13 protein-coding genes are annotated in these 16,048 nt (G+C 39.1%); all 13 read left to right on the top strand.

Annotated elements, in window-relative coordinates; all coding sequences use genetic code 11:
- The first annotated feature begins 222 nt into the window (after positions 1-222).
- Complete coding sequence (locus FQ608_RS18045; protein WP_158859887.1) at positions 223-1,209, top strand: mannose-1-phosphate guanylyltransferase; 987 nt, start codon at positions 223-225, stop codon at positions 1,207-1,209.
- Between the two features lie 14 nt (positions 1,210-1,223).
- Positions 1,224-2,177 (top strand): GDP-L-fucose synthase family protein, encoded by a 954-nt coding sequence (locus FQ608_RS18040; RefSeq protein ID WP_158859886.1) that lies wholly within the window; start codon positions 1,224-1,226, stop codon positions 2,175-2,177.
- 28 nt (positions 2,178-2,205) lie between these two features.
- The gene (gmd, locus tag FQ608_RS18035; protein WP_158859885.1) at positions 2,206-3,345 is read left to right on the top strand and encodes a GDP-mannose 4,6-dehydratase; all 1,140 of its coding nucleotides are present in this window, start codon (positions 2,206-2,208) and stop codon (positions 3,343-3,345) included.
- Between the two features lie 365 nt (positions 3,346-3,710).
- Positions 3,711-6,323: an SLBB domain-containing protein gene (locus tag FQ608_RS18030; RefSeq protein ID WP_158860004.1), complete on the top strand. Its 2,613-nt coding sequence runs from the start codon at positions 3,711-3,713 to the stop codon at positions 6,321-6,323.
- 71 nt (positions 6,324-6,394) lie between these two features.
- Entirely contained in the window at positions 6,395-7,582 is a 1,188-nt protein-coding gene (locus FQ608_RS18025) for a UDP-N-acetylglucosamine 4,6-dehydratase (RefSeq protein ID WP_158859884.1), read from the top strand.
- A gap of 3 nt (positions 7,583-7,585) precedes the next feature.
- Entirely contained in the window at positions 7,586-8,749 is a 1,164-nt protein-coding gene (locus tag FQ608_RS18020; protein ID WP_158859883.1) for a LegC family aminotransferase, read from the top strand.
- Positions 8,736-9,365: an acetyltransferase gene (locus tag FQ608_RS18015; protein WP_158859882.1), complete on the top strand. Its 630-nt coding sequence runs from the start codon at positions 8,736-8,738 to the stop codon at positions 9,363-9,365. The genes FQ608_RS18020 and FQ608_RS18015 overlap by 14 nt, the downstream gene beginning before the upstream one ends.
- Complete coding sequence (neuB, locus tag FQ608_RS18010; protein ID WP_158859881.1) at positions 9,366-10,388, top strand: N-acetylneuraminate synthase; 1,023 nt, start codon at positions 9,366-9,368, stop codon at positions 10,386-10,388.
- A complete protein-coding gene (neuC, locus tag FQ608_RS18005; protein ID WP_158859880.1) occupies positions 10,385-11,500 on the top strand; it encodes a UDP-N-acetylglucosamine 2-epimerase in 1,116 nt (371 codons plus the stop codon). The genes neuB and neuC overlap by 4 nt, the downstream gene beginning before the upstream one ends.
- Entirely contained in the window at positions 11,490-12,539 is a 1,050-nt protein-coding gene (locus FQ608_RS18000; protein WP_158859879.1) for a nucleotidyltransferase family protein, read from the top strand. Before neuC ends, FQ608_RS18000 begins: the two co-directional genes overlap by 11 nt.
- On the top strand, positions 12,536-13,228 hold the full coding sequence (locus tag FQ608_RS17995) for an acylneuraminate cytidylyltransferase family protein (protein WP_158859878.1): 693 nt from the start codon (positions 12,536-12,538) through the stop codon (positions 13,226-13,228). Before FQ608_RS18000 ends, FQ608_RS17995 begins: the two co-directional genes overlap by 4 nt.
- Complete coding sequence (locus FQ608_RS17990; protein ID WP_158859877.1) at positions 13,209-14,624, top strand: lipopolysaccharide biosynthesis protein; 1,416 nt, start codon at positions 13,209-13,211, stop codon at positions 14,622-14,624. The genes FQ608_RS17995 and FQ608_RS17990 overlap by 20 nt, the downstream gene beginning before the upstream one ends.
- Entirely contained in the window at positions 14,608-16,029 is a 1,422-nt protein-coding gene (locus tag FQ608_RS17985; protein ID WP_158859876.1) for a hypothetical protein, read from the top strand. The genes FQ608_RS17990 and FQ608_RS17985 overlap by 17 nt, the downstream gene beginning before the upstream one ends.
- Positions 16,030-16,048: the final 19 nt, after the last annotated feature.

The raw sequence follows: 16,048 nt of genomic DNA, 5'->3' as shown, positions 1-16,048 counted from the left end.
TGCAAAAATAGATTTGGAAACCATTTATTTTTTAACGAGAAAGGGGAGGTGGTTGCTATAACCTAGAGCCGTTAAATTAGTTGGGATGTATTTTGTTGACTTTTACAAAGTAATCCATTTTTTTTATTTATTTTTGTGCCTGATTATATATTTGAGTTTCTAGATTACCTAGCATACATCAGCCATAGGCATTTTGACTGATATTTAATTTTTAATAATACAATGAAAGTCACCAATGTAATTTTATCAGGAGGGGTTGGCAGCAGACTTTGGCCCCTTTCCCGAAAATCCAAACCTAAACAGTATCTTCCGTTATTCAATGGAAAATCATTATTTGAACTCACCGTAGAACGAAATAGGAAAGTTTGCGACCAGGTCCTTGTGGTTGGAGGGAAGGACAATTTTGAGTTATCCAGAAAGCTGTTGACAGATTCTTCCTATGTGGAAATTATTGAAGCTGCCCCGAGAAACACAGCGGCAGCCATAGCTTTTGCGGCTTTTTCACAGAGGTCGGAAGATATACTTTTGGTTACGCCATCTGACCATCTGATTGAAGATACGGAAGCGTATGAATCGGCAATTTTAGAAGCAGTTCGTTTAGCAAAAGAGGGGTTTCTGGTTACGTTCGGTCTTCGCCCCACCAAGCCTGAAACAGGATTTGGTTACATTGAATATAATGGAAATGAGGTACTGTCCTTTCGGGAAAAGCCTAATAAAGAAACAGCGGAAGAATTTATTAAATCAGAAAATTTTTTGTGGAACAGCGGGATGTTTTGCTTTTCGGCAGGAGTCTATTTGGAGCAGCTACAAAAATATGAACCCACCGTTTTTGAAACCTCGCTGGAGGCTTTTAAGAAATCAAAAGGAGGATTCTTACCGGAAGTGGAAAGCATGAAAATCCCTTCTATCAGCGTTGACTATGCAGTGATGGAAAGGTCAGATAAAATCCGGGTAGTTGCTTCCTCATTCAAATGGTCTGACATGGGTTCATTTGAGGCACTATATGAGTATATTTCTGAAGATGATCCCCGAAAGTCAGGGTCCAACCTTGTTCTTGGATCAGACAAAAAAGTGGAGTTCATGGGAGTCAATGATATTATTTTGGTAGAGACCAGTGACGCTATTTTGGTTTTGGACAGAAAATATGCCCAGGATGTGAAAAAAATTTACGAAAGGTTGGAAAAGGAAGAACCCACCCTGTTAGCTTAATTACGACAATTATAATGCTCAGAAAAGACACTAAAATATACATTGCCGGTCATCGGGGAATGGTAGGCTCTGCGGTTTGGAGAGCTTTGGAAAATAAAGGGTATACCCAGCTTATAGGTAAGGGTAGCGGGGAGGTGGATTTAAAATCACAGCAACAAGTTTCTGATTTTTTTAAAACAAGCTCACCGGAAGTAGTAATCGATGCAGCTGCCAGGGTAGGAGGGATTCTTGCAAACAATAATTATCCCTACCATTTTTTAATGGAGAACATGCAAATTCAAAACAATCTGATAGATTCTTCGCTTCAATCTGGAGTGGAAAAATTTATTTTCTTGGGGAGTTCATGCATTTATCCAAAACTGGCTCCTCAGCCGCTAAAAGAAGAATACTTGCTCACTTCCTCCCTGGAGGAAACAAATGAATGGTATGCACTGGCTAAAATTTCCGGTGTCAAAGCATGTGAAGCTATCAGAAAACAGTATGGTAAAGATTTTATTAGCTTAATGCCTACCAATCTATATGGGTCCCATGACAATTTTGACTTGGAAACTAGTCATGTTTTGCCTGCGATGATTCGCAAATTCCATGAGGCCAAATCCCGAAACCATGAACCGGTGACACTATGGGGAACAGGAAAGCCTATGCGTGAATTTCTTCACGTTAATGATATGGCTGACGCTGTTATATTTGCATTGGAAAATGAATTTCGGGACAATTTGTACAACGTAGGTACTGGGGAGGATCTGACCATTAAGGAGTTGGCTAGGATGATACAGCGGATAGTTGGACATGAGGGGGAGATTGTTTGGGATAGCACCAAACCGGACGGAACACCGCGCAAATTGATGGATGTTTCTAAAATGGCAGACGCTGGTTGGAAGGCATCCATTTCTTTAGAGGCGGGGGTCCGCCGTACGTACGAATGGTTTTTGGAAAACATCAACCATTTTAAGCAGGTAAAATTGTAACGGTATATTTGATTTGGAAAAGAAAATTATGAAAACAGCACTTATTACAGGAATTACGGGACAAGATGGAGCCTATTTGGCCGAATTACTTTTAGAGAAAGGCTATATCGTTCACGGCATCAAACGAAGAGCATCCATGTTTAATACAGACAGGATCGACCACCTCTATCAGGATCCCCATGACGAAAACCAACGTCTATTTTTGCATTATGGGGACTTGACGGATTCTATGAATCTTACCCGAATTATCCAGGAAACCAAACCGGACGAAATTTACAATCTCGCTGCGATGAGCCATGTTAAGGTGAGTTTCGACACACCCGAATACACGGCAAATGCAGACGGAATTGGGACGTTGCGTATCTTGGAAGCTGTAAGGCTTTTGGGAATGGAAAAGACCTGCAAAGTGTATCAGGCATCTACCTCCGAGCTTTACGGACTTGTTCAGCAGGTTCCACAATCGGAAACGACTCCATTTTATCCCCGCTCTCCCTATGCAGTTGCGAAAATTTACGGTTATTGGATTACCGTTAATTACAGGGAAGCCTATAATATGTTTGCCTGTAACGGGATTTTGTTTAACCATGAGTCTCCGCTACGGGGTGAGACATTCGTCACAAGGAAAATTACCCGAGCCGTTGCTAAAATAGGATTAGGACTTCAGAAAAACCTGTTTATGGGCAATTTGGACGCCAAGCGGGACTGGGGACATGCCAAAGATTACGTGGAAGCGATGTGGAGAATTTTGCAGCAGGATGTTGCCGAGGATTATGTGATAGCTACCGGCGTGACGACGAAAGTAAGGGATTTCATCAAAATGGCTTTTGAAGAGATCGGTTTTCATCTCAGATTTGAAGGAGAAGGAATCAACGAAAAGGGGATTTTGGAAAGAATTGATACCGAGAAGTCTATGCAAATTCTGGGTACGGATACATTTAAAGTAAGTGCCGGAGATGTTTTGGTCGAAATTGATCCGACATACTTTAGACCTACGGAAGTTGATTTGCTAATTGGAGACCCTACCAAGGCTATGACGAAACTAGGCTGGAAGCCAAAATATAACTTGGCCATGTTGGTAGAAGATATGGTGAAATCCGATGTGGAGCTTTTCCTTAAGGACATTCACCTGATGAAAGGTGGACACCGTATTCTTAATCAAGTAGAGTAAAAAACAGTAACATCCACCGACTAACTTAACCCACTCAGTATTTCTGACCTGGATAGCTTTGTCGGTGGATTATTATTTTGCTTTTTACATTTTTACAAGTTTTTTTTTTGATTTGCCGATTAATAATTCCTCGATTTGATTAAATCATCTTTACGTATTTACAATTGGAATGTGTATTTTTGCGTCGTCATTTGAAATAACCCTACAGTTGTTTCCGTTTTTTAGCAAAATATTTTGTCTTAAGTTCAATTCTACAAAATGGGATTGAGGAGGCGAAGCTATACCAAAACCATAATGTAATTTTTAGTTTTCAGTTGTTTTTGGCAGCTACGATCCCTCATATATAACCCATATTATATTCTATGATGCTACGCAACACGCTTTTATTTTCCCTCGTATTGCTATTTTCTTTGTGGGGCTTGTCCATGGGGCAGTCACTTCAAGATATTCAGAACGTAAAGGTGGATGAATTGTCCGACGCACAGATTGAGCAATTGATAAGACGTGCGGAATCATCAGGTATGAATGAACAGCAACTTGAGGCGATGGCAAGGGAAAGGGGTATGCCAGCTTCGGAAGTCTCAAAATTAAGACAGCGAATTCAGTCGTTGAAGTCAGGGCGTAATGCTCAAGATAGCCGGAGTGGAGCTGTTGGCCAAGATAGAGGAAGGCAGGTAACAGGGATGCAATACGATCCGGATATTTTTGACTCTCTGCGGCGGAGTGACCCGTACTATGACCTCAGCGAAGAGCAAAAGAAAATTTTTGGGTTTACGCTTTTTCATAATAGGGAGTTAGACTTTGCTCCCAACTTAAACCTACCTACACCGCCATCCTATGAATTAGGATCCGGTGACCAGCTGCTAATAGATATCTACGGTGCATCCCAACAAAATTATGATTTGACAGTAAACCCGGAGGGAAGGATTTTTATTCCAAACGTTGGTCCTGTTGAGGTGGGAGGCAGTTCGGTGGAAGTTGCTTCCTCAAGGATTAAAAAATCCTTGGAACGCATTTATTCAGGAATGGGAGGGAGTAATCCCAATACGTTTATGCAATTGAGGGTAGGAAATATCCGAACCATAAAAGTCACCTTAGCAGGCGAACTCAGGAAGCCTGGAAGTTATTCAATTCCTTCCTTTTCTTCTGTATTTAATGCACTCTATGCTGCAGGCGGCCCAAATGAGCGTGGAAGTTTTAGAAGCATCCAAGTATACCGAGGTAGTAAGCTCGTTCAGGAGGTTGATATTTATTCGTTTTTGATTTCAGGCAATATGGCGCAGGATGTGATTTTGCGTGATAATGACGTTATCATTGTTCCTCCTTTTACCAGTAGAGTGGAAATCGAAGGCCCCGTTCGAAGGCCCGGTTTGTTTGAGCTAAAATCTGGGGAAACTATTCAGGATATGTTGAAATTTGCCGGTGGCTTTGCAAGTGAAGCATATGGATCTCTTCTTACTGTCCACAGAAGGACGGAAAGGGAATTGAAGATAGACAATGTTTCCGCATCTGAATTTGAGACCTTCCTAATCAAAGATGGCGATCAATTTAAAGTCGGAGAGCTTCTAAAAAGGTATGAAAATCGAATCCAAGTATCAGGTGCGGTATTCAGACCGGGTGAATTTGCCATGGGGGACAACATGACGTTGAGTGAGTTGATAGCCCTTGCGGAAGGGCTGAGAGGAGATGCGTATACCAAGCGGGCAACCTTATACCGGACTAAGCCGGATTTCACTATGGAGATACTGTCGGTTGATTTGGACGCTATACTAGACGGAAGGCAGCAGGATATCCCGTTGAAACGGGAGGATATATTGAACGTCCCGAGTATTTATGACCTAAAGGAAGAATATTATGTTCGAATCTCGGGAGAGGTAAACAGGACGGGCGTGTATCAGTATGGGGAACAGATGACAGTTGGGGATTTGATAGTGAAAGCGAGAGGATTCAAGGAATCAGCTTCCAATTCAATGATCGAAATTGCCAGACGGGTAAAAGATGATTCCAGCGGAAAGATAGCAGAAATATTCACCTTAACGGTAAACAGTGATCTGAATCTAACTGATGAAGAAAAAGGTATCACTTTAAGGCCCTTTGATCATGTCTTTGTGAGGAAAAGCATAGGATTTCAGCGGGACAGATTAGTGCAGGTGGAAGGGGAAATCAATTATCCCGGAGAATTTTCGCTTGAAAAAAGAGATGAACGTATCTCGGATATCATAAAAAGGGCTGGCGGATTAAATCAATTTGCCTATCTCAAAGGAGCGACGCTAATTCGACGGACAGAAAACTATGAAGACAAGGGCGACAATGAGAAGAAGCTGGAGAGCTTGGAATCGCTATCGCGTAATATGGACCGGGATGAAGCTATAGACAACTCCGAAACTGAAAAACAACTGCTCGAACGATTGGAGAAAAGAGTACAATTGCTTCGTGAGGAACGAAGGAAAGATACACAGTTACAACAAGAAGATGACTCATTTGCCGAAGATAGATATTCTTCATTAGATGGTACAGATAGCTCCGTAATGCAAATTGCAATGCGGGAGCATGAACTTATCGGCATCGAGTTGGACAGGATTTTACAATTTCCGGGTTCAAAATATGATTTGATTCTTCAGGAAGGGGATGTTATAAGTGTTCCCAAGGAGCTTCAAACAGTGCGTATGCGTGGGGAAGTATTATACCCAACCACAGCCAGGTACGAAGAAGTCAGGGGGTTTAGGAATTACATTTCCCGTGCGGGTGGTTTTACGGAAGAGGCTAGAAAGGGGCGGTCCTATATCATCTATGCCAACGGGGATGTTAGACGGACCAACAAATTCCTGTTTTTCACATTTTTTCCACACGTAGAGCCCGGAGCGGAAATAATTGTCCCTAAGCGTAAACCAAGGCAACCACTAAGCGTGCAGGCATGGATAGGGATGGCCTCCAGTTTGGCTACGTTGGCGATTTTGGTGGATAGGTTGTCGCAATAGTCCAGAGCCAAAACTCTAACGATCCGTAATGCCATTTTAGTAAGTACCATTTCTAACATAATTAATTTGCAATGGATATTTTAAAGCTGATAGGCAGAGAACAATTACTTTTTGAAGAGGATGTTCGCAACCATGAGGTTGAACTCGCTAAAATAGTTGGTAAGTCATCTTTTTTGGTAATTGGGGGTGCTGGATCCATAGGTCAGGCTGTGTCAAAGGAAATTTTCAGAAGAAATCCCAAAAAGCTTCATGTGGTTGATATCAGCGAAAATAACCTTGTAGAATTGGTAAGGGATATCAGAAGTTCCATGGGTTACATCGATGGCCAATTCGAGACCTTCGCACTTGATGTAGGTTCTTTGGAGTATGATGCCTTTGTGAAAAGTGATGGATATTATGATTACATATTAAATCTTTCAGCTTTAAAGCATGTAAGAAGCGAAAAGGATCCATTTACTTTAATGCGGATGATTGATGTCAATATTCTGAATACTATAAAGACCATTGACCAGGCGGTATTGAAGGGAGGGAAGAAGTATTTTTGTGTTTCGACTGATAAGGCGGCCAATCCTGTGAACATGATGGGAGCCTCAAAAAGGATCATGGAAATGTTTTTATTGGAAAAAAACAAAGAAATTCCCATTTCAACAGCCAGATTTGCCAACGTTGCTTTTTCAGATGGTTCACTGTTGCATGGATTTAATCAAAGAATAATAAAAAAACAGCCCATAGTAGCCCCAAATGATATAAAGAGGTATTTTGTAACCCCTCAAGAATCAGGTGAACTTTGTTTAATGTCCTGTTTATTGGGTGATTCCAAGGACATCTTCTTTCCTAAACTTAGTGAAAAGCTGCATTTGATCACTTTCGCTGAAATTGCCCTCAAATATTTAAAACAAATGGGTTACGAACCCTATTTATGTCAATCTGAAAATGAAGCGAGGGCATTGATTAATGATCTTCCATCCCAAGGCAAATGGCCCTGTTTATTTACCAATAGTGATACCACGGGGGAAAAAGATTTTGAAGAATTTTTTGTGAAGGGGGAAGTTTTGGATTTGGACAAATTTCATAATCTAGGAATTATAAAAAGCAATTTTGATTTTGACAGAAAAAACCTAACTTATTTTTTAGATGAAATCAATAAGATGAAGCAGAGCCTAAGCTGGACAAAAAATGATTTAACCAAACTTTTCAAATATATGCTTCCTTCTTTTTCCCATAAGGAAACTGGAAAGTTCTTAGAGAGTAAAATGTAAAAAATGAACAAATTTCAGGAAATCATTTCATTTATAAAGTCAATATACCCAGAGAAAGATTTCATTCCTCTCCACGAACCGAAATTTCTCGGTAATGAAAAAAAATATCTTTGCGATGCCATTGACTCGACCTTTGTTTCCTCTGTCGGAGCCTATGTCAACAAATTTGAAGAAATGATTGCTGAAATCGCAGGAACCCAATATGCGGTGGCAACCGTTAACGGCACTTCTGCACTCCACATGGCGATGTTAGTGGCTGGGGTAAAACGGGACGATTTGGTGATCACGCAGTCATTGACATTTATAGCTACCTGTAACGCCATAAGTTATATTGGTGCTGAACCAGTTTTTTTAGATGTTGATAGGTCTTCTGCTGGTCTATCACCTGAAAGTCTAGAACATTGGTTGAAGAACAATACATATTTAAAAACAGATAAGGATATAGGTAAATTAAACTGCTACCACCATTTAACAAATAAAAGAGTTGCCGCTGTGGTTCCCATGCATACTTTTGGTCACCCGGTAATGATTGAAGAAATCGTTAACATTTGCGAAAATTATGGAATTCCTGTAGTGGAAGATGCAGCTGAGTCCCTGGGAAGCAGCTATAGGGGAAGGCAAACGGGAGGATTTGGTTTACTTGGAACATTTAGTTTTAACGGGAATAAAACCGTTACCTGCGGTGGGGGTGGTGCGATAGTCACAAATGATGGAGATATGGCCAAGAAGGCAAAGCATTTAACTACCCAAGCCAAGGTTCCTCATCAATGGGAATTTATTCATGACGAAATAGGATACAATTATCGCATGCCCAACCTAAATGCAGCTTTGGCATGTGCCCAGTTGGAACAACTTCAGAAATTGATTACGGATAAAAGAGCGATAGCAGAAACATATAAAGCCTTTTTTTCGGATAAAGCGTATCACTATTTTGATGAACCTCCAAATAGCAGATCCAATTTCTGGCTAAATGCTGTTTTGTTTTCTGATAAAAAGGAAAGAGATGAATTTTTAGCCATTTCAAATGCGGCTCAGGTAATGACCCGGCCAGTTTGGAGGCCGATGCACCAGCTACCCATGTTCAAAGAGTTTTTGAAAGATGGCCTGGAAAACACCAATTATTTGGCAGACAGGCTTGTAAATATCCCCAGTAGTGCCCGGTTTTAGGAAGTTAATATTGTTGGGATATTCAGGGCATTCCTTTGTAGTTTTGGATGTTGCCAGCTCTCTAGGATATAGGGTAATAGGTTACCTCGAACGATTTGAAAAGGAAAAAAACCCACATCAATTAGAATACCTTGGAAATGAAAAGGATTATCAGCCTAAAGATGATGTTACGGACTTGTTTTTTTTTCCGGCCGTTGGTGATGGCCCCATTCGAAAGAAGTTAGTGGAGTTTTTAACTTTCAGGGATTGGAGACAGGTACATTTAGTGGATAGGAGTGCGACTGTCAGTGACTACGCTACCCTGGGTTTGTCCACATTGGTTTGTCCCAAAGCGGTGGTCAATAGCTTTGCTACAGTAGGGGTAGGGTGCATAATTAATTCAGGTGCTGTGGTAGAGCATGAATGTAAATTGGAGGATTTTGTTCACGTTGCCCCAGGTGCAGTTCTTGCCGGTGATGTAAAGGTGGGAAGAAATAGTTTTATTGGCGCTGGATCGGTAATCAAAGAAGGTGTTAAAATCGGAGAAAATATAATAGTCGGCGCAGGATCTTTGGTTTTAAAAGACATTTGTGATCCTGGAATATATATTGGATCGCCTGTAAAAAAAATAAAATAAATGGATAGAGTGATCATTATTGCAGAGGCTGGTGTAAATCACAATGGAGATTTGAATTTAGCCAAAGAGCTGATTCAGGTAGCCGCTGATGCAGGTGCAGATTATGTGAAATTTCAGACTTTTAATGCAGATAAATTGGTTTCGAAAGCTGCTAAAAAAGCTGCTTATCAATCAAAAAATTTCAAAGACGCTGATGATTCTCAATATAATATGTTGAAAAAACTGGAGATGCCGGAGGATTGGTATAGTGAATTGCTTCAATTTTCGGCGGATGCGGGAATTAAATTTTTATCTACAGGTTTTGATGAAGAAAGCATAGATTTCCTAGATCAAATAGGTTTGGAATTGTTTAAAATTCCATCAGGTGAAATCACCAATAAGCCTTACCTTAAGCATGTCGCTTTAAAAGGTAAGCCTATAATTTTATCCACGGGTATGGCTAATATTCAGGAAATTTCGCAAGCACTTGCGGTTTTTGAATCCTGTAATCGAAGACGTGATGAAATTACCGTTTTACATTGCAATACAGAGTACCCCACACCGATGAAGGATGTCAACCTAAAAGCCATGCTGCACATAAGGGATGAACTAAAGGTAGCTATTGGATATTCCGACCATACTCTGGGTATAGAGGTGCCTATTGCCGCTGTAGCTCTGGGAGCAGGGGTAATTGAAAAGCATTTTACTTTGGACAGATCCCTACCAGGTCCGGATCATAAAGCATCTCTTGAACCGGGTGAATTAAAAGATATGGTTAGGGGAATTCGGAATATTGAATTAGCAATTTCAGGCAGTGGAATTAAATCGCCAAGTGACTCTGAAATTCCTAATAAGATAGTTGCTAGAAAATCAATATTTTTCATTGATAATATTTCAGTAGGAGACATCATTACCAAAGAAAGACTTACTGTAAAAAGGCCAGGAAATGGCATTTCTCCAATGGATATTGATCAAATTATAGGGAAAAAAGTGAGTGTCGATGTACCAGCCGACACCATGGTAGAATGGAGCCAAATTCAATGATAAAAATTTTGTTGTTGACAAGCTCAAGGGCAGATTTTGGGATTTATTTACCTTTAATCAAATCAGTTTCCACAGATAATGCTTTTGAACTTGATCTTTGTGTTTTTGGTACTCATTTATCGAAATTCCATGGATATACCCTAGATGATATTACACGCTTGGGTGTACCTGTGAAATATGAGATAAATAATATGGTCATTGGGGACAAGGCAGAAGATATTGCTACGGCATACGGTCTGACTGCATTAAAGTTCTCTGATTTTTGGAAAAGCATTTCAGGCCAATATAAGTTTACTATTGTCCTTGGAGACCGTTTCGAAATGGCAGCAGCTGTTGCGGCAGGTATTCCATTTAATATCCAATTTGTTCATATTCATGGTGGGGAAACCACGCTGGGTGCAATTGATAACGTTTATAGGCATAGTATTTCATTGGCCTCTAAAATTCATTTCGTGGCTTTGCCTTCTTTCAAGCAAAAGTTAAAAGGTTTATTAGGAGATGATGACCATTGCCATGTAGTCGGTGCCTTAAGTTTAGATAATCTTAAGGAGATAGATTTGCTGAGTGTAGAGGGTTTTTACGAAAAATGGAAAATAGACCTTACCATTCCCACGCTGTTATTTACGGTACATCCAGAAACGATTGATTTTGACTCAAATAAATGCACCATCGCCCTTCTGGAATCTTTGATAGTAAAACTGAAAGATGACTATCAAATTATCATAACAATGCCAAATGCAGATACTGTAGGTACCTTGTATCGTGAAATGTTCAATAAGCTTGCTTCTCAAGATAAAAGCAAAATTAAACTTATTGAAAACTTTGGAACGCAAAGTTACTTTACATGCATGAAACATGCCATTTTAATGGTAGGTAACACCTCCAGCGGAATAATTGAGGCAGCAAGTTTTCAAAAATTTGTTATCAATTTAGGTAGTCGGCAAAAAGGCAGAGAAAGCGGTGAAAATGTAATTCATGTTCCCTATAATGAGCAATTGATATTTGAGAAAATTAATGAGTTTGCGGGGAAGAAATTTTCAGGAAGGAACATTTATGACTTGGGTGGTGCGACGGATATTATAAAAAAATGGCTAACAGAATATGTTCAGTAATTTTAAAGAGCATCTAATATCCAAGGACCAAACAATCCTACATGCTTTGGCCAAGTTGGACAAACTTGCCAAAGATGCTATTTTGTTTGTGGTGGATAAAGACAATGGTCTGATTGGTTCTTTAACGGATGGTGATGTAAGGAGGGGGCTCTTAAAAGGGTTAAATACGAGTAGTAATATTGTTGATTTTATTCAGCCTAACCCCAAATTTATTAGAAAAAATGCGGTTGACTTAGATCAGATCATCGCTTTCAGAAATGGTAATTTTAAAGTAATCCCCATATTGGATGAAGACGGTAGGATTTTAAATATTATTAATTTTAGGATATTCAAATCATACCTACCAGTAGATGCTGTTATTATGGCGGGCGGAAGAGGCGAAAGGTTAAAACCCCTTACAAATAATACTCCAAAGCCAATGCTGCCTATAGGTGAAAAACCAATTATAGAACATAATTTGGACAGGTTGATATCGTTTGGTATTGCTGATTATTGGATTTCTTTAGGGTATTTAGGAGATCAGTTAAAATCCTATTTTGGGGATGGAGAATCGAAAGGGGTTACGATTGAATATGTTACAGAAGACCAACCTTTGGGGACTATAGGAGCGGTTACCAGTATATTCAATTTTCAACATGATACTATTTTGGTCACTAACTCTGATATTCTCACTAACCTTGATTATGAAGATTTCTATCGGTCATTTGTCGAATCTGGAGCAGATTTATCTGTAGTCACTATTCCCTATGATGTCAATATTCCTTACGCTGTATTAGAAACAAACAAAGGTGATGTGGTAAGTTTAAAGGAGAAACCGACCTATACTTATTTTTCAAATGGGGGTATATATTTAATGAGACGTGAAGTAATAGAGTTGATCCCTGTTGGCGCTCATTTTAACGCAACAGATTTGATTGAAAAAATTATTATGCTGGGTAAGAAAGTTCATTCTTACCCATTAAGAGGTTACTGGCTGGACATTGGTAAGCATGAGGACTTTGAAAAAGCGAAGGAAGATATAAGCCATATCAAATTTTGAAGCCATTGATAGTTATTCCAGCTAGAGGCGGATCCAAGGGGGTCCCTCGGAAAAACATTAAACCTCTTAATGGTAAACCGTTAATTCATTATACGATTGAAGCGGCAAGAGAGATTTTCTCTGATGAGATAATATGTGTTTCAACAGACGATCAAGAAATTAAGGAAGTAGTAGAAAAGGCAGGATTGCAGGTGCCTTTTTTAAGGCCTTCAGAATTGGCAAGCGATGGAGCAGGATCATATGAAGTATTAGTTCATGCAGTTAACTTTTATGAAAAAAACAGGAAGTATTTTCCAGACATTTTGATCATGCTTCAGGCCACCTCACCGTTTAGAACTGGGCGCCACATACAAAATGCCTTAAGCCTATATTCTAATGATTGCGAGATGGTGGTTTCAGTCATGGAAACTAAATCCAATCCTTATTATGTGCTCAGGGAAGAAAACCCGGAAGGCTGGTTGGTAAAATCAAAAGAGGGAAATTTTAAAAGTAGACAGGAATGTCCTAAAGTATATGAATTGAATGGGGCCATTTACATTATTTCCGTAGAAGCCTTAAAAAAAAGAAGTATCGGAGAATTTAGCAGGGTCAAGAAATTCCTGATGGATGAAATAAGTTCTCTTGATATTGATACCTTATTGGATTGGAAAGTTGCAGAAGCTGTGCTGAGTGATAAAAAAGCTATTTAGCCACACTGCTATTTATGGATTGGCACCGCAGGTAGCAAAAATTGCCCAAATTTTTGTATTGCCAATTATTACCCAGGACTTGACCGATTTGGATTTTGGAGTTGCTGGTATTATGACAGCTTATACCACTGCAATTTCCGTTTTAGCAGTGTTGGGACTGAGAGTCGTCTTAATTAATTCATTTTTTAAATCCAGCGGCCAATACAAGTGGGCATGGAGGCAGATTTATGGATTTTTAACTCTTTGGAATTTTTTTTATGCAATAATACTCGGATTTTTAATATACTTGGTAGTTCCTGAGCAGGCCAGCGAAAACCGGATAGAAATCATGCTTTTGAACATTGGGCCGTTTATATTATTTGGACCGATAGCGACCATTGGCACCACTTATTATCAAATTAATCAAAAACCTGTACAGGTAGGTTTGCGCACTGCAATTCTTGGTATTTTGGGTGTTTTTTTAAATCTTTATTTTATATCCTATTTAAAAATGGGGTATATGGGGTGGTTTTGGTCTACATTTCTGGTAGGGGTAATATCGAATTTTTCCTATTGGTACCCAATGAACATTCAATTGGGTATAAAGCCAATATTTAACTTTAAATGGAAATTGATTAAAAAAAGCCTGAAGATAAGCCTACCTACAGTTCCTCATTTCTATTCCGGTTATTTATTAAATAGTTCTGATAAAATGGTCATGGACATGGTTAATGTGGGTACGGGAGACATAGGGAAATATAATGTGGCCTATACGATAGGAAATATAGTTCAGCAAGTAGGTACAGCCAGCGGATTGGCCATAGGGCCTATGATGATGGAAAAGTACAAAAAGGGGGATGATATAGGGGCAAGAAACCTTGTTTTTGTCCTTCAAATCCTTTTTTTAATTTGTACTTTTTTGGCCTGCATTTGGCTTAGGGAAATTTTCGCCTTTCTAATTCGGAATGATACGTTGGCTAGTATGTATTCTTTGGGAATAATCATTGTAATGGGATATAATTACAGGCCCATGTATATGGGGTCAAATAATAAGCTGTTTTATACTGAAAAAACAAAAGTTCTTTGGAGGGTAACATTTGTAGCAGGGGTAATTAATGTAGTATCCAACTTTTTGCTCATTCCGATATTTGGTTTCCAAATTGCCGCATTTACCACCTTTGTTTCTCTGATGTTTATGGGTTATATCGGCTTTTATCTCAAGATCTTTAAAAGGATCAACAATGCTGAATATTATCCGATTAGATGGCTGCTTATTACCGTGATTCTTACCGGGATGGCTTATTACTTGGTGGAGCTCCCAATTCCTAGTAAATTAGTGCTTACTTCTTTATTTGTCTTTATTTTAGGTTTGTTGTTTTTGTTTTTTAAGAAAAAAATAAATGAGTTCCGAAAATAGAGCTATTCTGATCCAAAAAATTAATTTACTGGAACAAAACTTTCCGGTTGAAACTTGGGAAATAAATGGAATGCATGTATGGCCCCTTTTCAAAAAGCACTTATTTTTCTCACTTAATTCAGGAAATTCCCTACACACAACAGAAAAAGTAAAGAGCGGTAAATTGAAGATCTTCACCAATAAGGCGGCTAGTTTATTAAGTGCTCTGAATTATATATTAAAGCTTAAAATCGGAAAATGCGAAATTGTCTTTTCCGGAGCAGCAAGCCATAAAGTTTATTATCAGGATCAATTTATTAATAGGTATTTTAAACCCGTCAATCAATACTTAGCGGAGAAGAACATCTCTTTTCTGAATTTAAATTTTGATTCTTCGCCTCAAAGCAAAGGGGATGATTTTGCAATAGATAAATTAATCCCATTGTTTAGAGGTGATAAAGTTAAAATAAGGGATCTAAAAAAGCTTCCCGGTTTCGAAGCATTCCTTACCTCTGTCAACGAATATTTCGGGATGAATCAAGCACAATTTTTATCGGGCTTGATTCGTAATTTGAATACTGTCGCAAGGTGGAAAAAGCTATATCTCTACATTTTCAAAAAGACCAAGCCCAAAGCTTCATTCGGACTTTGTTATTATTCCCCAGCGATGTTTGGAATGAATTTAGCTGCCAATTCAATGGGTATCACGGCAATTGATATGCAACATGGTGCTCAAGGGGAACTACATCCGGCTTACCATTATTCCAAAGTCCCAACCAATGGATATAATTCTTTACCCAAGGAATTTTGGTGCTGGGATGATCATTCCTATCGGTTTATAGCACAATGGTCCAATGGGACCAAACATAAAGCAAAAGTATCCGGAAACCCTTGGCTGTTATATGTAAAAGAGAGAGCGGTTGTAACGGACATTCCCAAGGAAAAACCCATCATATTATTTACGCATCAACCGCTTGTACCGGTGATAAATGAATACTTGGTGCAATCCATTAAAGACACATGTGAGGACTTTTTATGGATGATTCGTCTACATCCCAGGATTACAGTTGAAGATAGGAATTCGCTTATCGCAATTTTAAAAGAGGAGGGTGTGTTGGATAAAATTGATTTAAAAATTGCCAATGAGTTAGCATTGCCGTTGCTTCTAGAGCATGCATCAATACATATTTCAAAATTTTCTGGAGCCATCATCGAAGGAGTAGCCCTTAATACCCCTACCATTATATTGGAACAAATAGGTATAAAAACCTTTTCAACAATCATGGAACCGGGAAGGGTAATAGGTATCGATAACCCCTCAAAAAAAGTAATTTTAGATATTATTCAACAATTGATGCTGAATAAACCAAACAAAAAAAGCGAATTAAAGGACTTTACCCATTTGGTAGATGAAATTACATCATAGGTTAATACGAAGAATCAAA

This window comes from Lunatibacter salilacus, assembly GCF_009797935.1.
Taxonomy (GTDB): domain Bacteria; phylum Bacteroidota; class Bacteroidia; order Cytophagales; family Cyclobacteriaceae; genus Lunatibacter; species Lunatibacter salilacus.
Note: the sequence above shows the minus strand (reverse complement) of the source record. Positions and strands in the feature narration are given on the sequence as shown.